Source organism: Cyclobacteriaceae bacterium, assembly GCA_030584025.1.
GTDB lineage: Bacteria > Bacteroidota > Bacteroidia > Cytophagales > Cyclobacteriaceae > UBA2336.
Genome location: CP129487.1, coordinates 1,993,563 through 2,020,355 on the forward strand (window position 1 = coordinate 1,993,563; position 26,793 = coordinate 2,020,355).

The 26,793-nt window shown below is 43.8% G+C and carries 24 protein-coding genes; 13 read left to right on the top strand and 11 right to left on the bottom strand.

All coding sequences use genetic code 11. The features are described 5' to 3' along the window. Nucleotides 1-8: 8 nt before the first annotated feature. Together QY309_08920 and QY309_08925 are read left to right on the top strand one after the other, a co-directional pair. Entirely contained in the window at nt 9-1,013 is a 1,005-nt protein-coding gene (locus tag QY309_08920; GenBank protein ID WKZ61602.1) for a cellulase family glycosylhydrolase, read from the top strand. Continuing rightward, entirely contained in the window at nt 1,013-2,965 is a 1,953-nt protein-coding gene (locus QY309_08925; GenBank protein ID WKZ61603.1) for a cellulase family glycosylhydrolase, read from the top strand. Before QY309_08920 ends, QY309_08925 begins: the two co-directional genes overlap by 1 nt. Here the strand turns inward: QY309_08925 and QY309_08930 are convergent, their stop codons facing one another. Then, nucleotides 2,966-4,045: a DUF1573 domain-containing protein gene (locus QY309_08930; protein WKZ61604.1), complete on the bottom strand. Its 1,080-nt coding sequence runs from the start codon at nt 4,043-4,045 to the stop codon at nt 2,966-2,968. It abuts the gene before it with no gap. Nucleotides 4,046-4,114: 69 nt separating this feature from the next. Between QY309_08930 and trpS the strand changes: the two genes are divergently transcribed. Further along, nucleotides 4,115-5,086, top strand: coding sequence for a tryptophan--tRNA ligase (gene trpS, locus QY309_08935; protein WKZ61605.1), 972 nt, complete (start codon nt 4,115-4,117; stop codon nt 5,084-5,086). Between the two features lie 144 nt (nt 5,087-5,230). On the opposite strand, the gene QY309_08940 is transcribed toward trpS, so the two are convergent. Further along, nucleotides 5,231-5,587: a hypothetical protein gene (locus tag QY309_08940; GenBank protein ID WKZ61606.1), complete on the bottom strand. Its 357-nt coding sequence runs from the start codon at nt 5,585-5,587 to the stop codon at nt 5,231-5,233. A 105-nt stretch (nt 5,588-5,692) separates the two neighbouring features. Here QY309_08940 and QY309_08945 point away from each other — a divergent pair, with 105 nt between their 5' ends. From QY309_08945 to QY309_08975, 7 genes are all read left to right on the top strand, one after another. After that, complete coding sequence (locus tag QY309_08945) at nt 5,693-7,108, top strand: LysM peptidoglycan-binding domain-containing protein (GenBank protein ID WKZ61607.1); 1,416 nt, start codon at nt 5,693-5,695, stop codon at nt 7,106-7,108. Then, nucleotides 7,105-8,610 carry a GDSL-type esterase/lipase family protein gene (locus QY309_08950; GenBank protein WKZ61608.1) on the top strand — a complete coding sequence of 502 codons (1,506 nt, stop codon included), beginning with the start codon at nt 7,105-7,107 and terminating at the stop codon, nt 8,608-8,610. The genes QY309_08945 and QY309_08950 overlap by 4 nt, the downstream gene beginning before the upstream one ends. After that, the gene (locus QY309_08955; GenBank protein ID WKZ61609.1) at nt 8,594-9,841 is read left to right on the top strand and encodes a GDSL-type esterase/lipase family protein; all 1,248 of its coding nucleotides are present in this window, start codon (nt 8,594-8,596) and stop codon (nt 9,839-9,841) included. Before QY309_08950 ends, QY309_08955 begins: the two co-directional genes overlap by 17 nt. Then, complete coding sequence (locus tag QY309_08960; protein WKZ61610.1) at nt 9,841-11,703, top strand: MBOAT family O-acyltransferase; 1,863 nt, start codon at nt 9,841-9,843, stop codon at nt 11,701-11,703. The genes QY309_08955 and QY309_08960 overlap by 1 nt, the downstream gene beginning before the upstream one ends. Before the next feature lie 77 nt (nt 11,704-11,780). Beyond that, a complete protein-coding gene (hppD, locus tag QY309_08965) occupies nt 11,781-12,875 on the top strand; it encodes a 4-hydroxyphenylpyruvate dioxygenase (GenBank protein WKZ61611.1) in 1,095 nt (364 codons plus the stop codon). A 15-nt stretch (nt 12,876-12,890) separates the two neighbouring features. Continuing rightward, nucleotides 12,891-14,621, top strand: coding sequence for a phospho-sugar mutase (locus tag QY309_08970; GenBank protein ID WKZ61612.1), 1,731 nt, complete (start codon nt 12,891-12,893; stop codon nt 14,619-14,621). Between the two features lie 3 nt (nt 14,622-14,624). After that, nucleotides 14,625-15,080 (top strand): DUF1572 family protein, encoded by a 456-nt coding sequence (locus QY309_08975; GenBank protein WKZ61613.1) that lies wholly within the window; start codon nt 14,625-14,627, stop codon nt 15,078-15,080. A 105-nt stretch (nt 15,081-15,185) separates the two neighbouring features. On the opposite strand, the gene QY309_08980 is transcribed toward QY309_08975, so the two are convergent. From QY309_08980 to QY309_09005, 6 genes are all read right to left on the bottom strand, one after another. Beyond that, complete coding sequence (locus QY309_08980; protein ID WKZ61614.1) at nt 15,186-15,752, bottom strand: hypothetical protein; 567 nt, start codon at nt 15,750-15,752, stop codon at nt 15,186-15,188. A gap of 16 nt (nt 15,753-15,768) precedes the next feature. After that, nucleotides 15,769-15,930 carry a hypothetical protein gene (locus QY309_08985; protein ID WKZ61615.1) on the bottom strand — a complete coding sequence of 54 codons (162 nt, stop codon included), beginning with the start codon at nt 15,928-15,930 and terminating at the stop codon, nt 15,769-15,771. Nucleotides 15,931-15,950: 20 nt separating this feature from the next. After that, nucleotides 15,951-16,385 carry a hypothetical protein gene (locus tag QY309_08990; GenBank protein WKZ61616.1) on the bottom strand — a complete coding sequence of 145 codons (435 nt, stop codon included), beginning with the start codon at nt 16,383-16,385 and terminating at the stop codon, nt 15,951-15,953. Between the two features lies 1 nt (nt 16,386). Then, the gene (locus tag QY309_08995; GenBank protein ID WKZ61617.1) at nt 16,387-16,602 is read right to left on the bottom strand and encodes a hypothetical protein; all 216 of its coding nucleotides are present in this window, start codon (nt 16,600-16,602) and stop codon (nt 16,387-16,389) included. A gap of 35 nt (nt 16,603-16,637) precedes the next feature. Beyond that, nucleotides 16,638-17,324: a hypothetical protein gene (locus tag QY309_09000; GenBank protein ID WKZ61618.1), complete on the bottom strand. Its 687-nt coding sequence runs from the start codon at nt 17,322-17,324 to the stop codon at nt 16,638-16,640. A gap of 271 nt (nt 17,325-17,595) precedes the next feature. Beyond that, the gene (locus QY309_09005) at nt 17,596-18,267 is read right to left on the bottom strand and encodes a response regulator transcription factor (protein ID WKZ61619.1); all 672 of its coding nucleotides are present in this window, start codon (nt 18,265-18,267) and stop codon (nt 17,596-17,598) included. Between the two features lie 143 nt (nt 18,268-18,410). Here QY309_09005 and mtaB point away from each other — a divergent pair, with 143 nt between their 5' ends. Continuing rightward, nucleotides 18,411-19,727 (top strand): tRNA (N(6)-L-threonylcarbamoyladenosine(37)-C(2))-methylthiotransferase MtaB, encoded by a 1,317-nt coding sequence (gene mtaB / locus QY309_09010; protein WKZ61620.1) that lies wholly within the window; start codon nt 18,411-18,413, stop codon nt 19,725-19,727. A gap of 392 nt (nt 19,728-20,119) precedes the next feature. Beyond that, entirely contained in the window at nt 20,120-20,275 is a 156-nt protein-coding gene (locus tag QY309_09015; protein WKZ61621.1) for a hypothetical protein, read from the top strand. 9 nt (nt 20,276-20,284) lie between these two features. Here the strand turns inward: QY309_09015 and QY309_09020 are convergent, their stop codons facing one another. After that, complete coding sequence (locus tag QY309_09020; protein WKZ61622.1) at nt 20,285-23,275, bottom strand: FG-GAP-like repeat-containing protein; 2,991 nt, start codon at nt 23,273-23,275, stop codon at nt 20,285-20,287. Between the two features lie 7 nt (nt 23,276-23,282). Then, nucleotides 23,283-25,112, bottom strand: coding sequence for a PorP/SprF family type IX secretion system membrane protein (locus QY309_09025; protein WKZ61623.1), 1,830 nt, complete (start codon nt 25,110-25,112; stop codon nt 23,283-23,285). A gap of 362 nt (nt 25,113-25,474) precedes the next feature. Here QY309_09025 and QY309_09030 point away from each other — a divergent pair, with 362 nt between their 5' ends. Continuing rightward, entirely contained in the window at nt 25,475-26,098 is a 624-nt protein-coding gene (locus tag QY309_09030; protein ID WKZ61624.1) for an outer membrane beta-barrel protein, read from the top strand. A 2-nt stretch (nt 26,099-26,100) separates the two neighbouring features. Here the strand turns inward: QY309_09030 and QY309_09035 are convergent, their stop codons facing one another. Further along, nucleotides 26,101-26,769: an ABC transporter ATP-binding protein gene (locus tag QY309_09035; protein WKZ61625.1), complete on the bottom strand. Its 669-nt coding sequence runs from the start codon at nt 26,767-26,769 to the stop codon at nt 26,101-26,103. Nucleotides 26,770-26,793: the final 24 nt, after the last annotated feature.

Sequence of the window (26,793 nt, forward strand, 5' to 3'; positions counted from 1 at the left end):
CAACTTTTATGAAGGAATATTTTCATCAAATAACACTGATTGTATTTGTGTGTTTGAGCAGCTTCATTCACGCTCAGCCAACACCGCTACCGCAAATACAGGTAAAAGGAAATCTGTTTGTAAATAATATTGGAGAACCCGTTGTATTTCGAGGGCTCAACACAAGCGATCCTTACAAACTACAGGCCGACAAACAATGGAACAAACGGTACTTTCAGGAAATCAAAAACTGGGGAGCAAATGCGGTTCGGTTTCCGGTACATCCGGCCAACTGGCGTACGCTGGGTAAAGAAGCCTACATAAAACTATTAGATGAGGGTATTCAGTGGGCTACCGAGTTACAACTTTATGTAATCATCGACTGGCACAGCATCGGTAACCTGAAAACGGAAGTGTTTCACCGGCCATCATACAAAACCACAATAAGTGAAACCCGCGATTTCTGGCAAACTATGGCTAAACAGTATGGTAAAAATTCAACGGTTGCCTTTTTTGAATTATTCAATGAACCTGTGAACAATGGTGATTTTGGAAGCTGCACGTGGGCCGAATGGAAAACGATTATGGAAGATCTAATTGCCATCATTCGTGCTGAAGGCGCAACAAACATCCCCCTCGTGGCAGGGTTTAACTGGGGCTACGACCTCATAGAAGCTGGCGCTGAACCGATACGTGCAACGGATATAGGCTATGTAAGTCACCCCTACCCGATGAAACGCGAGAAACCCTGGGAAGAAAAATGGACTAAGGATTGGGGTTTTATGGCAGAACGCTACCCCATTATGCTTACTGAAATTGGTTTCAGTGGTGAAGAAGAAAAAGGGGCACATATTCCGGTAATCAGTGATGAGTCGTACGGTGATGCCATTACCGCTTACAGTAAACAAAAAGGAATCTCGTATATCGTTTGGTGTTTTGATCCGGATTGGGGCCCGATGTTGATACGCGATTGGAATTTTAATACTACCCGACAAGGAAAATATTTCAAGCAAGCGCTTAGCGAAACGAAATAATGAAGGCTACCATAAAGATCCTGATGTTACTGTGGCTTGTAACTGCGCTGACACAAACCAGCGCCCAGCATTTTACCAAAGGTGTCAATGTTACCGGATGGTTTCAGTCGGGCAGCGCGCGTGAAATTCAATTTACCATGTTTACCAAGAATGATTTTGAGCAAATAAAATCATTGGGTTGTGATGTAATCCGGCTGCCGATTAACCTGCATTACATGACCAACGGTGAACCTGACTACACGCTCGATCCGCTGTTTTTAAATATGCTTGATCAGGTTGTTGACTGGGCAGAAGAATTAGAAATTCATTTAATTCTTGACAACCATACATTTGATCCATCTGTCGATACGTCACCGGATGTAATCCATCCACTAAAAAAGACATGGGCACAGATGGCCGAGCACTTCAAAAACAGATCGGAATACATCTACTATGAAATACTGAATGAACCACACGGTATTGCTGATGCTACGTGGGCCCAGATACAGCAAGAAGTAATTGATGTGATCCGTGAACACGATACTGAACATTACATTGTTGTAGGCGGTGCCGGCTGGAACGGATACAATAACCTTTCAGCGTTGCCGGTTTACGCAGATGACAAACTCATCTACACCTTTCATTTCTACGATCCATTTATTTTCACGCATCAAGGCGCTACCTGGGGAAGTCCTTCTATGGCCTCTTTGGCTAACGTTCCTTTTCCTTACCAGGCAGCTTCCATGCCTGCCACACCCAATGATCTGAAAGGAACGTGGGTTGAAAGCGCCATAAACAACTATCCTACTGAAGGAACTATTAACCGCGTGCGTCAACTCATTGATATTGCCGTTGCCTTTAAAGAACAACGCAATGTGCCAATCTTTTGTGGAGAACTTGGTGTGTATATTCCAAACAGCAACAATGCAGATCGTATTCTGTGGTATGAAGTAGTTACCGAATACCTGAATCAAAAAGGTATTTCGTGGACGATGTGGGATTACAAAGGTGGCTTTGGCTTGTTTGAAAAAAATTCGGGAGAAATGTTTGACTACGATTTGAACGTACCCCTGCTGCAAAAACTCAATTTTACCGTTCCACCACAACAGGAGTATGTGAAAAAACCAGAACTAAAAAGTTTGGTTTTATACGATGATTATCCCGGTCCGAGACTTTACAATACAAGCTACCGCAGCAGCGGAGTGCTTGATTTTTATGCCCCTAACGCCTTCAGCGGAGACTACTGTTTGTGCTGGAATGATGTGGGCCAATACGATGCCATCGCACTCGACTTCAGGCCGGACGTAGATTTAAGCAAACTAAAAGACCATGATTTTGAACTGGCATTCAAAGTGAAATCAGCCTCGCCATCTGTAAAATTTGATATACGCTTTTTAGATACCAAGACAGGACCAACCGACAGACCTTGGCGCATGGGCAAAACAATTGACAACACCGTTACTTCGTTTAACGGCCAATGGCAGGAAGTGAGAATCCCACTAAAGACATTGGAGGAAAAAGGCGCCTGGGATAATGCGTGGTATAACCCACAAGGCTTGTTCGACTGGACCAACATCGACCGCATTGAAATTGTACCGGAACATCAACCACTTGCTGGTATCAGCATTTGTTATGATGATATTAAAATTGAAGGTGAGGACATTATTGAAGAAGTGGTGACCAGCATTGCGGAAGAAGCCTTTTTATCGGATGTGCGCGTTTTTCCAAACCCATTCATTGAGGACGTAACCATCCAATCAAAATCAATGAGAAACACGGGCTATGAAATTACTATCACCAACCAACTCGGTGTTCAACTAAAAAGAATTTCTCACTACACCGAAAGCGATGGAATACTGACTGCAACCTGGAACCGGCTAAATGAAGTTGGTCAACGCGTACCTTCCGGAATTTATTTTGTTCGCATCAAATCTGGCAACACCACACGAACAGTTAAAATTTTCGCACAGTAATCAGTCAACTACTCCAGTCAACGTAATCCGTTGTACGGGATTTATCGGGTCGTTGGAGTAAATAGTAACCGATTTGGTTTGTGTACCCTTTCTATCCTGTGGATTAAAGCTGATGGAAAGCTTAGTTGTTTCACCCGGCTTTAGTTTTTGTTTCTCTACTTCTGTTTTGATACACGTGCAATTTCCTTGAACCGAACGGATTTCAAGCGTAGATTTTCCGGTGTTGGAAATTTCTACCTCACGTGTAACCGAAATGTTCTGCTTCATAGATCCATATTCAACAGTAGTAGAAGCAAACCGAAGCAGAGGTGCTTTGGCAAGTTCATCAGTATTCATAGGTGGAAAAAAGTCCTCCAGGGTAGCATACACATTAAAACCCTTAACCGGCTGCACTTCATCGTTTGTATGCACATTGATATGATCTGTCTGGAAACCGTATTGCCCTTTCAACTTACCGTTGTAGCTGACTTTCAGGATTCCTTTCTTTCCGGGTTCAACTACAGTGGGCTCGGCAGCAACCCGGATGTAGGCAGGCGCATCGACTTTACCTAAAAACGTGATGGGATTGGTACCGGAATTCACAAACTCATACTCACGCACTACAAATTCATCTTTCAGGTATATTTTACCAAAGTTAAACGACAGGCTTTTCAAACGGATACTTCCGCTAAGTGCCTGAAACTCGGCTGTTGAAAATCCATTTTTAGAAGTAACCGTACCTTTTATATGCAATACAATCGGCTGATTGTTTGCATCAGTTGTTACCGTAAGCGATTTACTGAAGTAACCCGGTCTTCCTTTGGGATCATACTGGGCTTTAATGCTTCCTGTTTTTCCCGGCATAATCGGTTCTTTGGACCAGCCCGGGGTAGTACAACCGCAGGAGGGCTGCACCTTCAATATTTGAATCGGGGTTGAGCCATTATTGGTGAATACAAACTCATGCGCCACTGGCCCGTCTTCCTCAATAACGGTTCCAAAATCATGTGATTCCTCCCTAAACTGAACGGGCTTCGCTAACTGGGCGAAGGCCACCACTCCCATTACCACAAATAAGCTGACAGCACTGATTCGTTTCATATCGCAGATTTATTTCGACTGTAAAATTAAAACATAATTCCGTTCGGGTTATTTTATTTTCTTTGCGGCATGACACGTATTTTAACCGGTATTCAGAGCAGCGGAAGGCCCCATTTGGGCAATTTATTGGGGGCCATTATCCCTGCCATTAAACTCTCCAAACAGCCTGAAAATGAATCGTTCTTTTTCATTGCCGACCTGCATTCTTTAACCACGATTAAGGACTCCAAAACACGTGAGGAGAATGTACGGGCTGTGGCAGCAGCGTGGCTCGCCTTCGGCTTTGATGTAGAGAAGAATTACTTGTACCGGCAATCACGCATTCCGGAAGTGTGCGAGCTTACGTGGTACCTCAACTGCTTCACTCCTTTTCCCATGCTGGCCAATGCCCATTCATTCAAGGATAAAGCCGATCGGTTGGCGGATGTTAATGCGGGGTTATTCACCTACCCGGTATTGATGACGGCCGATATAATCCTATACGATGCCAATATTGTTCCGGTGGGCAAAGACCAGAAACAGCACCTGGAGATGGCGCGCGACATTGCATCTTCGTTCAACACGCAATACGGAGAAACTTTTGTGGTGCCCGAAGCAAAGATTGAAGAACAAGTAATGACCATACCGGGAACAGATGGTCAGAAAATGAGTAAATCATACGGTAACATTATTGATATCTTTCTTCCTGAAAAGGAATTACTCAAACAAATCAAATCCATTGTTTCGGATAGCACACCTTTGGAAGCCCCAAAAGATCCGGATAAGGACAACACTTTTGCCATCTATAGTTTACTGGCTTCACCCGAGGAAGTAGAGTCGATGCGTAAAAATTACCTGGCTGGTAATTATGGATATGGACATGCCAAGAAGGAATTGCATGAACTGATCCTGAAAAAATTTGCTGCCGAACGGGAAGCGTTCAACTTCTATTACTCCAATACCGAAGAGCTGGAAAAAAAACTTCAGCAAGGAGAAGACAAGGCACGCACCATTGCCATTAGTGTACTGGAACGTGTTCGTAAAAAGTTAGGATTCCGGTAGACGTTGCTAAAGCCATCTCAAAAATCAGTTTCTTCTGTCAGCCTGTCCCGATAATTATCGGGATGTCGAAGGCAGTTTTGAATACTAAAATCGGTTTCGACAGGCTCAACCTGACACTGACCGTATTTTTGAGATGGCTTCTAATTAATCTGCTTTCCAGAGTATCTCCTGCTTATCGCGTACGGCTAAAACAATGCTGGTAGGGTTGCCATTAATTAACAGTCGGGCTTCCTTTCCGGGAAACTTCTCCAGGTCGACAATTACGCCTTTCCCAATGTATGCTGTAGGAGAAAGTACATCCGTATCCGGACAAATGCGGTCGTGTACTTCCTGAAGTTTCTCCTCCATGTAGTCGCCAAACTCATCCACAAAATCATCCTCCAACTCATGCAGCGCATCTTCAACCTCATCGTAGCGCGGATCGTTGTAATCTATCTTCTCAAGTTCATTTTTCTTGTCAATGATTGCAGAAAGGGTCTTATCTAATTTCTTATAATCCATTACGTAAACATTTTGTACAAAGATTGCACAATTCAAGGGAAATTGAAAGACATAATTCGAGCCAGGCGGACAATTCACCGAATCATGTAAATTTGTAAACCAAACATGAACTATATTTTTTCAACGTTGAGTTTTTCAGTCCGGTACCCCAAATTTTTCATTACCCTCTTCCTTCTGACTGGCTGTTTGTGTGTCAGCCTGCGGAGTTATTCTCAATTTTCCCGCGATACTGTTTTCACCCTGGCGTTGGCAACCACCTCGGCAAAATCCTACCCTGAAATAAAACCACCTCCTACGCCACGATTTTACCTGAAAGATGCCTTTTCTGTACAGCAAACCAACCGCTGGAGAGACCGGAACATCGTAAACCCGAAAACGCTTGGCGCAGCTCTTGCCCTTGGGAACAACTACTTCCCGGAAATCGATAGCCTGATCAGGCAACATAATCTGCCTCCATCATTCAAATGGATACCGTTAAGCCTTTCAGCCATGCAACACAACTTTTATGGGCCGGATGGGCGCGCAGGGCTATGGCAACTTCCGCACCTGATTGCCGTACAGTATAACCTTATGCTTACGCATGATGTCGATCAGCGTCTTGATCCCATTCACAATACGCGTATTGCCGTTCACTACTTGTCTGATCTGATACAAACGTTTGGTGGCGATACCAATATGGCCTTGCTGGCCTTTTTCAACAGTGAGGGTTCGGTTAGAGCAGCATTTTCAAAAATGGAAACCATGCGTTTCAAAGATGAAGCTGCCAAAATGAATTACATCTACGATCAGCTGCCTGCCGCTACACGCGAAGACATCTTTTTATGGAATTACATTGCCTCTATTCTCCCTGACGAAGTGCCTTTCAGAGAGAAACATCCCAACGGGCTATTGCCTTCTGTCGATAGTGTACAAATTAAAAATCAAACACTGATCATCTCACTGGCCCTTTTACTGAAAACTTCTGAAACAGAAATCGCGGCATACAATCCATCCTTACGTGGAAAGAAAATTCCGGCTGGTACGTTCATCTTTCTTCCGAAGCAACAGAAAGATAGTCTTGTCGCCAACGTTGATCAGTTGCAGCAACAACAAGATTCTATAATTCAAACCAGAAAAATAGTAATCGAAAAAAAGCCAGTCGTTCCACCCGAAAATACCTTTAACGTTATGTACACCGTTCGGCATGGCGATAACCTGGGACGCATTGCCATGAATCATCGCGTAAGCATCCGGCAATTAAAGGAATGGAATAATCTGAAAAGTGATAGAATCAATGTAGGGCAACAACTTATCATTTACACGAAAGAACAAATCAAAAGCACAGCGCCCGCTTCAAATGGAGTAGTAAAAGAACAAAAGCTTGAACCCGGAACCTACACGGAATACACGGTTAAGCAGGGCGATTCGCTCTGGTCGATTTCTCAGCAATTTCCGGGTGTTACAGTTAATGACATTATGCGCTGGAATAATATTGGTGAACGCATTGATATCGGTCAGGTTTTAAAAATCAAGAAACAATGAAACTTAACCGGATCGTTTTATTTGGTACGGTAATTTTCCTTGCGGGAATCATCATTCAACTTATTCATCCAGAAAACGGCATTCGTTTAACGGAAAATTTCGGATTGTATTTTCCAACCGCAAAAGAAGTCTTCATTCAAACGGATCGATCAGAACAAGAACGCCTGCAGGCCATTTTAAAAGAAGAGATTTTATCTGATTCCATTTCCAATTCCGTTAAATTCAAACAAGACTCCATTCGCTCCATTCAAATAAGAGATTCCATCCGCAGCGCACAACTAAGTATTCATTACCCAAACAACGACAAAAGTATTTTATACAATTTCTTTAGTACGATGGAAAAAGTGAACAGCAACAAAAAGCCTATTCACATTGTGCATTATGGCGATAGCCAAATTGAAGGCGATAGAATTACGGCTTACATCCGTCAAAAGCTTCAGGAACAATTTGGCGGACGCGGACCAGGTTGGTTGCCGGTGAAACCCCTCGCCTATCCCCGCAGTGTGATTCTCAATCATTCTGATAATTGGAAATCATATTACTTCTACAATCAAGGCGACAGTCTTGTTGACCATCGCCTTTACGGACACCTGGGAATTTTTTCCCGGTTTACCGATTATCCGGACAGCACCACGCAGGACAGTACTACGCACTATGCCTGGGTGAGTTATAAATCATCATCACGATCCTATTCAGGCACACGATCATTCAGGGACGTGCGCATATTTTATGGAAAGAATAATCAACCCGTTACACTAGAACTGGTGCATAAAGATTCGGTAGTCTATACAAAAATTCTGAAACCGAGAACTAATCCTGGATTAGTGCGGTACACCTTTCCGAAATATATAAATGAGGTAACGATTCGTTTTTCAGGAAACGAAAGCCCTGATGTGTATGGAGTTTCACTTGACGATACACAAGGTATAATGGTAGACAACATTGGTATGCGTGGCGATTCAGGTGCAAGTTTCATTTCACTTGAACAAGAATCCTACAGCCTCGCATTCAGGGAATTCAATATTCCACTTTTCATTCTTCAGTTTGGTGGCAATGCCGTTCCGTATGCAAAAAGTGAAGAACGGATTAAAGGGTATGCCCGGAATTTTAAACGCAACATTCAATACCTGAAGCAGCTTAAACCAAATGCTGCGATACTGGTAATTGGACCATCGGATATGAGTGTATTAAACGGCACCAATTGGGAAACGTATCCGCATCTACCACAAGTTCGTGACGCATTGAAAACAGCGGCTCATGAAGCGGGTGCAGCCTATTGGGATTTGTATGAAGCCATGGGTGGCAAGGGATCCATGAAAGAATGGGTTAACGCCAATCCGCCCTTGGCCATAAAAGATTATGCACACTTTACCGACAAGGGAGCTTTGAAAGTGAGCCAATGGTTTATGGATGCCTTGTTGAAAGATTACCAGCAGTTCAAGCAGCAAAAAACCAAATCAAACACACCGACTAAGAAAAAGGAAAATGAACTTTCGAAGTAATACAACCTACATGATTATCCTTATGCTTCTGCTGGCATTTAGCGTGCAGGCGCAGCGCTATATTCATGACTACCCGAATTATGATTTCATTGATTACGATAAGAATCAATTGCAATATTTTGGTACCGCTGAGCCCATGCGTGGCTTTTATGATAAACTCGATCAACTGATTTACCGTGGCGAAGGACAAATCAATATTCTGCATGTTGGCGGATCACACATTCAGGCAGGAATATGGTCGGGTAGTGTACGGGAAGCGTTGCATGCCCTTCACCCGGGTATTGTTGCAGGAAGAGGTTTCGTTTTTCCCTATCGGGCGGCCAGAACAAATACACCCTATGATTACACAGTTGATTATGCCGGTGGTTGGGAAGGATGTCGCAATGTGGAAAAAAATAAGGATTGCAACCTGGGTGTACTTGGGGTTTCCGTTACCACAGAAAGAAATGATGCGTGGTTAAAAATTGCGTTGAAGGAAAATCAGCTTATTGATTACCGCTTTACCAAAGTCATTGTTTACCACGCTACCGATGCGCAATCATTCTGCTTTGAATTTCCCAACGATCCGGCAGCTACTATTGAAACCTTTCCAGATAAAGGCTATTCAAAAATTACATTTACACGGGCGTTAGACACCCTTCATCTTCAGGTAAAGCAAACCGATTCACTTCAGCAGTACTTTACCTGTTACGGATTTAAACTTGAAACTGATAAACCCGGTATCTACTACAATGCCGTAGGAGTCAATGGCGCAGATGTACCTGCGTATTTGCGCAGCCCGAATTTCGCGCGCGACCTGCAAACCTCTCCCCCTGACCTGGTAATTCTTTCGATTGGAATAAACGATGCCTTGTATCCCAGTTTTTCACCACAAGCCTACAAAGAAAACTATCGGGAGTTGATCAGAAGAATAAAATCCGTAGCACCGGAGGCTGCCATATTATTCACTACCAACAACGACAGCTATTTTAAACGGAGGTATGTAAATCCCAATGGAGAAAAAGTAAAGCAGGCAATGAGTGAATTATCGGCACAATTCAATACAGCCGTTTGGGATATGTACAGCATTATGGGTGGCCGCGGCAGCATTGATACCTGGATTGACGCACGCCTCGCCAAAACAGACAAGCTACATTTTACAGGTGATGGCTACCGGTTACTAGGTAGCCTACTCGCCAGTGCCATCATTCAGGATTACGAAAAACACATACTGGCCAAAGCAAAGCGCTGATGATCGAGTGGCTTGAATATATCTTTTTCTTTTGGGAAGATCCGGTCGGTTCGGGTATGTCCGATGGACTGTTTTTTACAAAAGTCTACTTTTGGATATTCTTGCTGCTGGTGTTGGGCCTGCAATCGCTGATTGAAGAAGGAAACAAGTGGTACACCGCCCTGCTATTCAGCACCACCAGCGCGATACTTGGTTTATTCTACTTTACATGGGCACAATTAGGACCCGTCTTTATCTGCTGGTCAACCTTTGCCTTTTTTATTATTTACTATGCGATGCACAATCACAAAACCGCATCGCGAAATGCTTTTTTGTTTGCAGCCAGTCTTTTCTTTTATTACAAAACCAGCGGTTTCTTCTTTCTGATTCTTGTTTTCTCCACGCTTATAAACTACGCAAGTGGAATTGGCATCCACCGGGCAAGTGGGTTACGCGGCAAGAAAATAATTCTGGCCATCAGCATCACCATAAACCTGTTGGTGCTTTTCTACTTTAAATATGCCTACTTCTTTACCGACTCATACAACCTGTTTGTTTCTTCATTCAATGAATTCTGGAACACCAACATCGGTGAGTACCTGCAGGTAAAAAACGTTTTGGCCGCATGGGTTAACGATCAGTTTGGAGGAACCTTTCGTGTAGAGAAAATTTTGTTGCCGGTTGGCATTTCATTCTACACCTTTCAAACCATTAGCTACATTGTTGATGTGTACCGAAAAGAGGTGCAGCCGGTTTACAACATCCTGGATTTTGGTTTCTACGTTTCCTTCTTTCCCCAATTGGTGGCCGGGCCGATTGTGAGGGCCAAGGATTTCATTCCCCAACTCAATAATCTACATCAGATTACTCGATATGATTTTGGCATTGGCTTATTCTGGATTTTAAACGGCTTGCTTAAAAAAGCGTTTCTGGCCGATTTTCTGGCTAACGGATTTATAGATGGTGTATTTGAAGATCCGCTCCGGTTTACCGGCTTTGAAAACCTGATGGCCATCATCGGATATACCATGCAGGTGTACGCAGATTTCTCAGGCTACACAGACATCGCCATTGGCATTGCCTTACTTATGGGCTTCAGGTTAAATACCAATTTCAATTCCCCTTATAAAGCTTTGCATGTGGGCGAGTTCTGGCAGCGGTGGCACATTTCGCTTAGTACGTGGCTTAAAGATTACCTCTACATTCCGTTGGGTGGAAATAAAGTGGGCACGCTCGCTACCTATATCTGTATTAGTGGAATCATGATCATCATGGTCGCACTGAGTGGCAAACTCTGGGTTCAGGTTGGGGCTGTGATTTTAGTTTCTACACTTGTATTAGTTATCATTTCCAGAATCTCTCCCTCCTTTCGGAATTGGGTAAATACCAATGTAAACATCATGATCACCATGTTGCTTGGTGGGCTGTGGCATGGTGCCAGTTGGAACTTTGTGATCTGGGGTGGACTAAACGGATTGGGTGTAGTAGTGTACAAACTTTGGCGAAGCATCAGTCCTTGGGAAAAATCCAATCACCTGGTGGCAAGAATCTGGAAAATAACCCTCACGCTTTCGTTCATCACCTTTACGCGTATTTTCTTTCGCTCCCCCGATATGGAAACTGCCCGGCACATGATGAGCCAGATTGGAACCCAATTTCACGCGGCCGTTATCCCGCAGGCTATACAGGCATACGACATCTACTTTGTGGTATTACTTCTAGGCTTTGTTATACACTGGTTGAGCAGTGATTTTAAAAATAAGTATCGAGAGTTTTTTGCTAACCTCCACTGGGGTTATCAGGCTGCCATTGCGGTTATGGTTATGTACCTGGCGCACCAAAGCCTGCAGGCATCTCAACCGTTTATCTATTTCCAGTTCTAGCACGTTGGATTTTCCGTCATTCTGGGTGAAAGATTAGTCCTTTCAGATTAACTTTACCCAGTCAAAAGTAAACTACCATGGCACAGGATTTCTTACCCATCAATGGAACAGATCATATTGAATTTTATGTAGGCAACGCCAAGCAATCGGCTCTGTTTTATCAGTATGCTTTTGGCTTTCAGTTGATTGCTTATGCCGGCCCCGAAACCGGTGTTCGTGACCGCGCCTCCTATGTACTTCGTCAGAATAAAATTACGTTGGTACTGACCACCTCCCTTCAGCCCGACTCAGAAATAGCTGAGCACGTTAAGAAACATGGCGATGGTGTGAAAGTGTTGGCCTTATGGGTAGACGATGCAACAAAATCGTTCCAGGAAACTACGCTTCGAGGTGCCGAACCCGCCTTTGCACCGAAAGTGTTGAAAGATGAGTTTGGAGAAGTTACCGTATCGGCCATTAAAACCTATGGCGAAACCATCCATACTTTCGTAGAGCGTAAAAAGTATAACGGCCCATTCCTTCCGGGATATAAACCACGCACCAGTGGTGTTAACGTTGAACCGATCGGATTGAAATATGTTGATCATTGCGTAGGAAATGTGGAACTGGGTAAAATGAATACGTGGGTAGATTTTTATGAAAAGGTAATGGGATTCAGTTTGCTGGTTACGTTTGATGACAAAGACATCTCGACCGAATACAGTGCCCTCATGTCGAAAGTAGTGTCGAATGGAAATGGCTACATCAAATTTCCAATAAATGAGCCAGCACAAGGAAAGAAGAAATCACAAATTGAAGAATACCTGGATTTTTATAAAGGCGCAGGCGTGCAACACATCGCTATAGCCACTGACGATATCATTCATACTGTAGATGAGTTACGCAAACGAGGTGTTGAATTTTTGTACGTACCCGAAACCTATTATGAAGATGTAATGGAACGCGTTGGCTCCATTAACGAAAGTCTGGAAGAATTGAAGAAACTGAATATTCTCATTGATCGTGATGAAGAGGGATATTTGTTACAGATTTTTACCAAACCCATACAAGACAGACCAACTGTATTTTTTGAGATCATCGAACGGAATGGCGCGAAGTCGTTCGGTAAAGGAAATTTCAAAGCCCTGTTTGAATCTATTGAACGGGAACAGGCATTGCGCGGAAATCTATAACCGACATTAAAATAAATGGACACTAATCTTTCAAGCATTCAGGAGAAAGCCAGGGTTTGGCTTTCAAGTTCAGTTATTGATACGAATACCAAGCAGCAGGTACAGGCTTTACTGGACAATTCCGATTCTCGTGAACTAATCGATAATTTCTATAAAGACCTCGAGTTTGGAACCGGTGGCTTGCGTGGCATTATGGGCGCAGGTTCGAACTGCATGAACAAATACACCGTGGGTGTGGCCACACAAGGGCTTAGCAACTATTTACTGAAAGCTTTTGCAGGCAAACCGATTAAAGTGGCCATTGCACATGATTGCCGAAACAACAGTCCGTACTTTGCAAAAATTGCTGCGGATGTGTTTTCGGCTAATGGCATTGAGGTGTATATGTTTTCAGAACTCAGACCAACTCCCCTTCTATCCTATGCCATCCGCTACCTGAAATGTGAGTCGGGCATTGTGGTGACCGCCTCGCATAATCCGAAAGAATACAACGGATACAAAGCCTATTGGAATGACGGTGCGCAAGTGGTTCCCCCTCACGATAAAAACATCATTAAGGAAGTACAATCCATCACCGATTTTGGAATGGTGAAATTTGAAGGCGACTCAAAGCGCATTCATACTATTGGTCCAGAAGTGGAAGAAGCGTATTACAAGGAAGTAATCCGTGTGATCCCCAAAAAAGAAATCATCAAAAAACAGCACAACATTCCAATCGTATTTTCCGGGCTTCATGGTACGGGCTCAACCATGGTACCCGAATGCCTGAAGCAGATTGGATTTACCAACGTGCATGTTGTTGAAGAACAGGCTAAGGCAGACGGAAATTTCCCAACAGTAAAATCACCCAATCCCGAAGAACGTTCAGCCATGGAAATGGCCATCGAAAAGGGAAAAGCTGTTGGGGCTTCTGTGGTGATGGCCACCGACCCGGATGCCGACCGCGTGGGAATTGGTGTGCGGAATAAACAAGGCGAATTTGTGCTGCTGAATGGCAATCAGGCCTTTAGCCTGATGATGTGGTTTATTTTGAAAAATCTGAAAAACAAAAAGGATGCGTACATCGCCAAAACCATTGTTACCAGCGAGCTGGTTGACGCCATTGCCCGCAACTATGGCGTAGCCTGTTACAATACCTTAACCGGATTCAAATACATTGCCCAACTGATGGGTGAACTGGAAGGCAAGCAACGGTTTATTGCGGCAGGCGAAGAAAGTTACGGATATATGGTTGGTGATTTTATCCGCGATAAGGATGCCGTTTCAGCCTGTGCCTTTTTTGCATCCATGACAGCCGTGGCTGCTGAAGAAGGTAAATCGTTGTATGATTGGCTGATTGATATGTACGTGGAACATGGCTTCTATAAAGAAGGATTGATTAACTTGGTAAAAAAAGGACAGCAAGGCGAACAGGAAATAAAAGCCATGATGCAGAAGTTCAGGTCTAATCCCCCCTCTTCCATCAACGGGGTTACGGTTACGCGTTCGTTAGATTATAAGACGTTAAAAGAGACTAATCTGATTTCAGGCGAAACAACCACACTTAACTTTCCAACATCTGATGTACTGCAATTTTACCTGGAAGACGGAACAAAGATATCTGTTCGTCCGTCAGGCACAGAACCCAAGATTAAATTCTACATTAGTGTGAATACAACAATTTCCAGCCGGGATGGATTTGAGATCGCAAACCAGAAGCTGGATGAGAAAATAAATCATATTGAGAAATACCTTTTAGCTTTATAAGTTATGCAGGAGGATTTCATTGCATCTTTAACCACGCTTTTTGATCGTGAGTTAACCCAACTCGAAAAGGAGATTAACCTCTATCCGGATGAAGAGTCGGTATGGGCATTACACGGAGATATTAAAAATTCTGGGGGCACACTCTGTCTCCATCTATGTGGAAACCTGCAACACTTTCTGGGCGCAGTTCTGAATAAAAATGGCTATGTACGTAATCGGGAGCACGAATTTGCCGCGCGCCATATTCCCCGCCATCAATTGCTGGATGAAATTTTAAAAACGAAAGAAGCGGTTAAGCATACCCTACAAGAACTGGATACGGAAGTACTTGAATCGGAATATCCGGTTCAGGTTTGGGGATACCCGGTAACGACCATTTTCTTTTTGATTCACCTGGCGGGACATCTGAATTACCACCTGGGTCAAGTGAATTACCACCGCAGGATGACAACTTCTTGAACTATTGGTTAGACACTGGCGATCAATAGCACACCCAACATCAACAGGAAAAAGAAACAGCACAATACAATAATCAAAACATAAAAGCGATTCATGGGGCGTGAATTAATATTGGATATTCAAATCAATAGAGACATCGTGAGGCGCTGGGAGCTGCCCACCGAAGTAAGGCCATAACATGTAGTAAACACCCGTATTACAGGTATTGCCTCGTTCGATCACAACCGGCTCGCCATCATTTAACTGAAAAAAGTAAGCATCTTTCTCAATGGTTATGCTGTATCGGTTAACCGCATCAATGTCAACAACCCCTATAAAAGCTTCCTTACGCTCACCGTTCACATAGCAATAGGCATAGATTTCCAATTGTTCGTTATACCACTGCCACCCAAAACGCGCACTGTTATCATGGTGTTGTGAATTACAATCAGCAAAGCCCAATAACTTATTCTTTGAATCCTGAAATCCTTCCTCGTTAAATTTATAAATAGCTGACTCATCGAAACGGGCCTCAAACAGAAGTGTATTCGATTGAAGCGATTGAACAAGACGAGGCGTAGAGTAATGCTCTCCTTGTTTAACCGTAAAGGTTTTAAACATATCAGCTGCAGGCTCGCATGCCAACAACACCAAAGTTGACAATACAACAAACAGATTGAGAAAGGGTTTCATAGATTCGGAAGTTAAATCAAAAGTCAAACAGAGTAATCAATACAGTCAATACCAGAATAGCCACAACCATTCCGGTTGCTACTTTTGCCAAGCGCTGACGAAGCTTTTCAGATTTCAATTCAATTTCTTCGCGGGACAACTGTCTTCGCGTATGATCATATAAGAGTGTATCTTTCATAGTAGTAAGTATTAAATTTTCTAAAACATTTTAAGAAACAAGCGAGTAGAAAAGGATGCATGGCCATGGCGAAGCGCAGAGCCGAAAGAAAATCCTACACGAGGGCTTAAGTGTACACGGGTTTCTACCCCAGGTACTACCGCAAAGAAATTCTCGTTCACAATGCCAGCACGTACGTTAATCAAAAAGGCTAAGCGTTCACTTTTGGCTACCGGCACTTGAAGAAACCCGCCAAAGAACGGGTTAACCCGATTTAATGAGTTTGACTCGGTGCCCCGTTGCAAACCGGCCTGGTAAAATCCACCAATGCCAAACAACGATTTCAATTCGAATCCTACCCTTGCCGTGTACTCAATATTGGATACTGTTTTCTCAATTCCAGATTGAAGTACAACTTGTTGAGCTGCTACTATAAGTGGCACTTGCAGCATGCAGATGATAATTAACGTCTTCATTTCAATTTTCATTTTTAGTAGCAACCGACTCACTGAGTGTAACCGCCTTCTTGATATTCTGCTCAACACGACACAGGCAGGTTGAAATAATCCCGAGATAATCTTTTATGTCAGGGTGTGTGTAGTAGCGTTCAGTCAGCAATAACAAACCTTGAACTGATGTGAGCATCGCCAGGGTTTCTTCAGTACACTGACGAAATGTTGCTGATTGTTTCATAGTTGAATTCTCCATGAGTTAATTTATTAAACAGGTTAGCGAATGGCGCCAAAGCTTACACCAATACTTACTGATGTTTGATTTGAAAGAGTTGTATTCCTGAATGCGTCATCACTGCTGATGTTTATAGGCATGCCGTAGCGCACTTCAGAAAAAATATGGATAAACGTTCCGAAGTTTTGTATACGGTATTCAAAACCCATTCCTACAGAAGTAATTGTGGCAGCCATCTTGCCCAGCAAAGGCTCACTGCCAGCACTGTAATTCACGGGATGATTTTCATTGTTCAGGTAGGCGCCATGAAACTTCATAAAATCTTGCGTAACACCACCCAGAAAGTAAGGATTAAAACGAGCCTCCAGGTTTCTATTGAACAGGTTGATGGGATAGAAATTGGCTAAGCCTTCCACTTCAATCATATTCACTGTACGTGGCGTACGAGCTGAGGAATAGTAGTATCCTAATCCGTGAATACGTGCCTGTACAATATTATTTCCAATAATAAATCCGGCATTTCCTCCTTCTTGCACAACAGTCATGTTGTTGATTTCAGAAATGTCGCTGGTTAACGTAAAGGTTCGCACACCAAAATTTGTAGCGATTCCTTTATACAAAGGTTGTTGTGCTTGCGCCATGCATGACTTCACCATCAATACAGTGAACAGCACCAGGAGGAATGTTCCTTTTACAATGTTGTACTCAAATCTGTTATACGTGTCCATAAAAGTATTTTTTAATTGGGTTGTTAATAGTTCTTCGCGTTCAGTAATCACGAAGCAAAGGTGGAGCACGTACAGCCCGAAAAAATCAGGGCAAATCGGATATTGGAAAAATCAGGATACAGAATAGAATTATACTGTCCTGTACATCAAAAACTGATGATTTTGATTTCGAGTTGATAAATTATCAGGAGGAGAATTGGAGTAATCCCTGAGTAGCGCTTTAAGGTATACCCCTGAGAAATCAGGGAAAACCCTGAGAAAAAATGAGCCCTTAGATGGTATCTACATCGATGAGCTTGTTCTTAATGGCATATTTGACCAATTCTGCGGTATTCTTTAAGCCCAGCTTCTGCAAGATGTTGGTCTTGTGGGTTTCCACGGTCTTCACGCTAATGAAAAGCGATTCGGCTACCTCTTTATTGGTTCGGCCTGTAGCCACCAAACCAAGTACCTCAAACTCACGCTTGGTCAGGTCGTTGGGGAGTTTTAACGATGGGGCTTTAAATTTCTCACGGGAATAAAAATCTTCAAACACAAGTTTCATGATCGCATCGTTGAAAAAGCGACCACCATTTTTAACGGTGCGGATAGCTTCAACCAGCGTATCCTTGTCAATATCCTTGGGCAGGTATCCATCTACACCCGATTGAATACCCGCAGAAACATACTCCCGGCTTATTTCCATACTGAGCATGACCACTTTAATAGTAGGATCATCTCCTTTTATCCACCGTGTAGCCTCAATGCCTGTCATGCCTCCCATCAGAATGTCCATAAGAATAACGTCAGGCCGATTCTCCCGCACTGCATTGATGGCATCTTCCCCACTGGATACTGACCCAATAACCTCCACATCATCTACATCGCTAAGCATTGCAGCCACACCATGACGGATCAGGGTATGATCATCGGTTAGCAGAACCTTTATGGTATTGGTGCTCATAAGCTACAAGAGGAACAATTATTACTGGAATATATACCATAATCGCCATTATTTCCAACATTTAACAATATTCCAACAAGCCTGGCGTAATCGTTGGCTCAACAATTTCCTGAGGTTATCTTTGCGGTTCGTTAAACCGATACATGAGAAAAGTAGCTTTTTATACCCTGGGCTGTAAGCTCAATTATTCCGAGACCTCAACCATTTCACGGCAGTTTGAGGAAAAGGGCTATAAAAAGGTTTCATTTACCGAGTCACCAGACATTTTCATCATAAATACATGCTCGGTTACTGAAAATGCGGATAAGAAATGCCACAAAATTGTGCGCGAAGCGCGTGCCATTTCTCCTGATGCCTATGTGGCCATCATCGGATGCTATGCGCAATTAAAGCCAAAAGAAATTTCGGAGATACCCGGTGTAGATGCCGTGCTCGGGGCTGCTGAAAAATTTCGGTTGGTAGAATTACTGGATGGCTTTGTGCGAAAGCCTGAGGCGGTTGTCTATGCCTCTGAAGTTGAATCGGCCCAATCTTTCAATACGTCATTTTCCTTGCACGACCGTACCCGCACATTCCTTAAAATTCAGGATGGGTGCGACTATTCCTGTACCTTCTGCACCATTCCGTTGGCACGCGGCTCAAGCCGAAGCGATACCCTTGAAAATGTGGTAAAGAATGCGCAGGAGATTGCTAAATCAGGCGTGAAGGAAATTGTACTGACGGGTGTAAACACGGGTGATTTTGGCATACAAAACGGAAACCGCGTTGAACGATTCGTTGACCTGGTAAAAGCCCTTGCTCAGGTGGATGGCATAGAGCGTATTCGGATTTCTTCCATTGAACCTAACCTGCTCTCAGACGAAATCATTGAGTTTGTTTCCACCTCCAAAAAGTTTGTTCCGCACTTCCACATTCCCCTTCAATCGGGATCAAATAAAATACTCCGGTTAATGCGCAGGCGTTACCAGCGCGAATTGTATACCAGTCGCGTAGAGAAAATAAAAGGCACCATGCCCCATGCTTGTATTGGTGTTGATGTAATTGTGGGATTTCCGGGAGAAACCCACGAGGACTTCCTGGAGACGTATAACTACCTCAATGAGCTTAACATCGCCTACCTGCATGTATTTACGTACTCTGAACGGGATAATACGGTTGCCGCAACTTTGCCGGGTACAGTTTCCACAAAGGACCGGGCAGAGCGATCAAAAATGCTCCACATTCTGTCGGACAAAAAGAGAAGGAAATTTTACGAAGAAAACCTGGGGCAGCAGTTTACAGTGCTGTTTGAAAATGACATTGAAGACGGCAATATGCACGGCTTTACGGAGAATTACATCCGGGTAGCCGCCAAATACGACCCGCTACTGATCAATGAACTGAAGTCGGTCAGGCTGACCTCCATCAATGAAAAAGGGCTGGTTGAGGTGGAAGAAACCATTGAATTTGCCCACCATTAATCTCCTTCATCAGTAACCTGATGTGTACTTCTGGTACAAAATGCCAGAATTCAATCCAAAAATTAACTTTTCGCCATTTGTTACTAAAAAGGCTGATTCTGCAATAAATCGGCACTTTTATTATTCATGTTACGCATTGCAAATTCATTCCAACCACTTGATTAGAAGAGCATTAATATCAATTGGCGCAAATGTAATTCAAGACAATTACACCTAAGTTACACCACTTTACCGTGTAAGGCTTTTAAGTATTTAAAACGATTCTCGTGAGCCAAAATCGTTTTTCGTAAATCTACCCACCTCCCCTTACATCAATCAGAACACGCGGCACAACAGCAATCCTGCGAAGCCTAGCCGCCCTACTTTTGAACTATCAAAAAATAACAACCCACATGAAACGCACTATCGTTGGCCTAAGTCTGATCGCTTGTTTAGCCCTTGCTTCCTGCAGCTTTGAATTATCAAGCTGCCCTGCCTATTCTCATCATAATAAAATGACCAAGCATGGCGCAAAGGCTCAGGAGAAATACGCAAAAAGAAAAATTTAAGTAACCTATTTATCGTACTACTAAAACGCTACCTGTTATGGGTGCTGCATTGGGGCATCCAAATACATAGTAATAGGTACCCTCAGGGACGGTTTTTCCATTGCTGGTGCCATCCCAACCTGTAACCGGAAAACCGATTACCTCATATATTCTTCTGCCTCTTCCGTCAAATACATTCATGTTGCAATCGGGGTAATTTTCAACGTTGGCAATAATCCAAAAGTCATTGATATTATCGTTGTTAGGTGAGAAAACTTTCGGAATTGTAATATCAATCGGTCCTTGCGGATCGTCACACTCAGGCTTTGGTTCTAAGATCAGCTCATCAGTACCTGCACAACCATTGTTGTCAACCGTATTTACAGTAAAAGTACCCGGTTGCGTTACTGAAATGGATGATCCACTTCCTCCGGTACTCCATGAAAAGCTGGTGAATGAACCCGCCACACTCAAGTTGACAGATTCTGAACCATCAGCACATATGTCAGTTACATCGGGATCGGCAACAATTTCAGGCGGTGTTGCTGCATTTACATTAAAATTCCGGGTTGTATTATTTGAACAGCCTGTTACACCCGGGTAGCTTAGCGTAAGTCGTGCCACTATGCCAACTTGCGCGGCTGTGTACGTATGCGTAGTGGTTTGTCCTGTGCCTACGTCTCCATCTCCAAATTCCCATGCATAAGCAACCGCCTCAGCATTGTCAAACATGGAGCCTGCACTGTTAAAGTTTACAGCTGTGCCTACACATACCAATGCAGGCGCTGTCGTAAACGATGCAACCGGAGTATTGATTACCTGAAGATTTAATACGCTCGTTTCACTTGTGCAGGTAATGGTTTGATGAGAAACCAATACGGTATATGCCGCTGCATCAGCGGCTGCAGCCGATGCAATGGATAAGGATGCTCCCGTTTGCCCGATAATATTTGATCCATTCTTCTTCCATTGATAATCATACCCGGCTACCGGATTTATAGAAAGCGTAATAGCCTGACCTGTACATACCTTCGAACTTCCTGTACTGGTGGCGATGGAGAAGGAAGCAGGCTCTACCACATCTACATTTACCGTGGTTACATTGCTTCGGCAATCACCTGATTGTACCTGAAGCGAATACGTACCCGCATTAACGGCTGCCACATTGGGTATACCGGCAGGGTTTTGTTGATTTGAACTGAACCCTGCCGGCCCCGTCCAAAAATATTGTGTTGCTGTAGTAGTTGTACTTAGCGTTAATGTATTGCCGGCACATACTGCCGCAGGCGCATTGATTACCGGATTGGCTGGCGCACTTCCGGCACCGGCTATTACACTAATCGATGCTTGTTGTGAGCAGGCGCCACCCTCACCTACTGCTGTCAATGTAATGGTGGAAGGCGCATCGGCAAAGGTTATGCTTTTGGTTGGGCCTGTTCCACCTGAACTCCACGAGAAAGCAACGCCCTGCATGGGAATACTGGCAAGCTCAATCGTCTGACCGTTACATATTGTTACCGGATCATCATTGAAAATAACCGGCTGATGACAATTCCTGTTTTTCCATACATCAATGGAAAAACTGGCCACGTTGTTTGTGGAAGTGATGGCAATATCGGGTTTGGCGTCCCCATCGAAATCAGCTGCACGCACAAACCAGTTGGCCTTTGGTGTAACGATTGTATGTTGACCAAAACCAGGAGTCGCATTTCCATTGTTGATATAAACATTGAGTTGCGGACTTGCGAAGTCACGGTTGCCCACAACAAAATCAAGGAAACCATCTCCGTTCATATCGGCTACATCAACACCCCATGCCGTTGGTGAGGGGAAGCCTGTGGTTGAATTCACTGAACTGAATGCAAACCCTCCGGTATTGAGGTAAACAAATGCTTTGTTGGCACCACGATCGGCTACGACAAAATCCATGCGGCCATCCAGATTAAAATCTCCGGAAGCGATATCATTGATGTTGGTACTTCCACTGATTAATATACTGGAAATAGCTGAGAAATTTAGTGAGCCGTTCGCGGGGTTATTATAAATGAATACACGCTGTGCATTGGTGTTGGCAGAAAAAGCAATGTCAATCCAACCATCACCATTAAAATCAGCTACATCAAGGGCAAGCGTATTGGTTGCCCCGACTACAGTTTTTTCAACACGGGTAAAGGCATCGGCATTTATCACGCCTGCGCTTACATTATTATCAAAGATGTATAGGTTATTGGTTTGGCCGTTGGTAACAATGATTTCAGGCTTACCATCGCGATCCAAATCGGCAATGGCGATTTCTTTGGCGAAGTCTCCGGTTTGAAGATTCAAGGTTACTGGTGCAGCAAAGGAGATTGTACCTACGTTACTGGTATTTGGGAATACATAAATATTGCTACCTGTAACGGTTCCACCTCTGCTCGCCACCAATTCAGGTTTACCATCACCATTCAAATCACCACAGGTAACGCTAAAAGTGGGCACACTTAACGTAAGTGAAGTTTGGGTAAAACTAAGGGTAGTGTTATTAGCCGCAACTGTACTGGTGTTGCGCAGTAGCATGATGTTGGATTTCCCATCCCTGAATTTTGAGCCTGCCATATCCGGCTTTCCATCTCCATCAAAATCGCAGGAACACAAATCAAAAATATCGTCTGGGTTTGAAAAGGCGTTATTCGTAAAATTTGTAGTGAAAGGTTGAACCCCACTAAAATTTGAAACAAACTTTTTTGATGACCGGGCTGAAAGTCTGGTGCTCAGGTTAATTACTTCAACACTGCTTACCCTTGCCTCCGCAGGTACGCGAACGGCAATTGATGTTTCTGATGCTGATAAAATAGTACCTTTTACAGAACCAAACCAAACCTGCAATTGTGCCGCGTTTGCACTGAAGCCTGAGCCATTAATGCGTACGGTTGAGAACGGGTAATCGGTAACCTGATCGAAACTACTGATTGCAGGCACCTGGGCAGAAGCCACCACCAGCGACATCAAAAGTATTACTCCATATAAAATAACTGAGCGCATAGTTTAATTAATGGTGTACCGTTAGCAGCCAGGCATCCCTGAAAATTTTCATTTTTCTGTATTTATCACGTTCGGTGCGTGCAGTATTAATATCGTTTGTCTGGGCAACGTAAACGTACCACATCTCTTTTTCGGTCAAATGGCCGTAATCAGCGGTGAAACCCAATTTTACCAGCCCCTCAGAAAAGTGTATGGCATTTTCCTTGGATCGGAAGGTACCGACCACCACAAAATCACCCGTATCCATTTCATCCTGATGCCCACCACGCTTGACAAATTCATGGCGCTCGGCATTGGGATGAAAATCCGGATCCTCTCCATGGTGCTCATCTGGGTCAGCAGCATGCTCCTCTAACCTTAATGTACGTTCATTTTCTTCATCGCTTACATAAACCGGCACATATAATTGACTTCTGAATCGAGCTCCGCCATCATGACTATGATCTTCCAACGGGGGCTCTACAGGTGTTACTGGCTGTGGCTGGGTTTGTTGAGGTTGTTGAACCACAACAGGTTGACGTTGTTGAGGCTGAGGCTGTACTACAACTGGTTGCGTTTGTTGTTGCTGAGGCTGTTGGGGTTGGGGTTGAGTTTGTACCGCTTGTTGTTGTGCCTGTTGTTTGTTCAATTCAGCTTGTCGTGCCGCCTGCGCTTCCGCCTCTTTTTGTCTTTGTTCTGCCTGTTTGGCTGCGAGCACTTCTGCTTCCTTTTGCTTTTGTTCGGCCTCACGAGCAGCCCGTAGTTGGGCCTCACGCTCTTTTGCCGCTTTCTCTTTCGCCAATTGCTCCTCGCGTTGCTTTTTGGCCAGTTCTTCCTGGCGTTTCTTTTGCTCAGCCTCTTGTTCTTTTCTACGTTCAGCGATCAACTCGCTGGCGGACTTACGCTTCTTAGGCTTTTCCTTTTCAGCATCAACGAAAGAATAGTGCGGTACATTTCGCTTTCGCTGACCAAGTAGATAACTCATTTGCACCTCATAAGTTGGACTGTTCAGTTCATTGATGCCGGTATTTTTCAAAGAATAAGATCCTCCAATAAGAATGGTGTGATTAATCTTAACACCGCCCAATGCGGATATGCCGAAATCCTGTTTATAGCTTCCACCAACCCATATAACATGATTCAGGTGAACCACACCGGCAACCTCATATTGTGAAGGCAAACCGGTGTTGATACGATACAATACGTAAGGTTCAAAAATGTGTTTATCCCCACCAAAGTAAAACCGATTGCTGGCGCTGACAATTACAGATTGAAAAGGCTTGACTTCTTTGAAAGAGAACGGATCTACACTTACATACGATGGTGAAAATATAGATGGCAGCGATACCCCCAGGTGAAATGTTTTGGCATGCAACGATATTCCAGCGTTGCCGAGCAGGAAAGCATTCTGATCCAACAACTCAGCAAGAGCCGGATCAGATGCATCTTCAATTTCTTCCAGGTTAACCATGTTCCAGGCTCCCCCAACCGAAACACCAAAACGAAGTGAAACCTGATCCGACAACGAAGCGGAGTATCCAAAGGCAACTGATAACCCCGAGGTATTCAATACACCGCGTGTATCATTGATTACATTCAAACCAAAATTCAATCCTGCTTTTGTAGTTTGACCGTGTAAAGAAAGATTCGCAATAGTTGGTCCACCTTGTATGTTTGCCCACTGTTTTCGATAGCCCACAAACAAAGCGGCTCTTCCATCAGTACCCGCATATGAAGGATTGTAACTAAACGGGTTGATGAAGAATTGCGTAAAGTTCGCGGCATCCTGGGAGAATACTTCTCCGGTTAATAACGCTAGCCATACACATAAAAAATAGAACCGACTAATTCTGTACATCAATGAAGTCTATTCTGTTGTTCATGATCAAACAAGATCATGATTCAAAAACCAATACGATTAAAAAATTAGCGTTAATCAATCAGGCAAAGGTATCCAATAATATCCTAAATTTAGCGAAAATTAGCGAACTATACCCCAAAATTCAGACGAATGGACTCCAGATTCTTTAGCAAGTTTTTTAAACAACTGCTTGGTGTCAGCATTCTGATCCTTTTCGCAATCGACCTTCTTGCATGCGCAAAAACTATCTCTTGGGGTTAAGGGCGGCCCGCTGGTATTGTGGTCAGCCTATGGTGATAAAGATGATCGTCAGGAATTTGATAGCAAACCAAAGTTAGGATATAGCGTTTCAGGAATTATTGGCTTCCCCCTCAAAAAAAAAATACGCCTGCATTTTTGAGGGTGGTTATTCGCAACGGGGTAGAAAAGTGATTTTCAATAATGGGTTTTCGCAAAACAATGCAACCTATCGCTTCACCGACTTTTCATTATTGCTACAACGTTCATTCAGTTTCAATCTTTCCAAAAATGTAGTTGCCGATTGGTACTTCTCTATCGGGCCGCAAATCAGTTACTGGTTGAATGGTGATGGTGTGGTTGGCTCTGTCGATAATGAAGGACAAGCCTACACCATAGTGTTTGATGAAGAATTCACCGGCCTGATCGACAATAAGATGTACCTCAATGATGTCAACCGCTGGTTATTCGGTTTAAACTTTGGCTTGGGGATGCAAGCCCCGTTGGGCGGAGCCAGAAAACTAAATCTGGAGCTACGGTTTGTTTCGGGCCACACCTATTACGGTACACGCAACAGCGCCTCATACAGTTGGCAAAACTTTGAAGACAATTTACGGGCGAATGAAAAAATTCTTTCGCTTACTGCTGCATATGTAATCAACGTTGATTTGAAAGACCGTAAGCAAGGCAGAAGTACAAAAGACAAGGAAGTAAAACGAAAGCCGGTTAAAAAAAGAAGACGCTGACATCAGCGTTTGGCCACCTGCCCATCTTTGATTTCAATGGTTCGGTCAGCCATTCCGGCAAACTCCTGGTTGTGCGTAACAATGATAAACGTTTGGTTCAGTTGCTTGCGCAGATCGAAAAACAACTGATGCAATTCTTGTGCATTTTTTGAATCCAGGTTTCCACTGGGTTCATCGGCCAGCACCAACACCGGATCGTTAATCAATGCCCGCGCTACGGCTGTGCGTTGCTGCTCCCCTCCCGACATCTCAGATGGTTTATGCTCCATACGGGATGCCAGGCCGAGCATGGTAAGTAATTCTTTAGCGCGCTGCGTAATTTCTTGTTTGCTTCGTCCCGCAATCCAACCGGGAATCATCACATTTTCCAAAGCCGAGAACTCCGGCAGCAAATTGTGGAACTGAAAAACAAACCCAACCGACTTGTTTCGGAAAGCCGCCAGCTTGGTTGATGAAAACCGGAACACATCCTGATCGCGTAAAAAAAGTGTGCCCTGATCCGGCACATCCAATGTACCTAAAATATGAAGTAGCGTACTCTTACCCGCACCGGAAGCGCCCACAATGGCCACCACTTCACCGGCTGCCACTTCCAGGTCTATCCCTTTCAGTACATTCAATGCACCATATGATTTCCGGATATCAACAGCTTTTACAAGAGGCGTATTCACACAGATTTCTTTGAATTAAAAGGT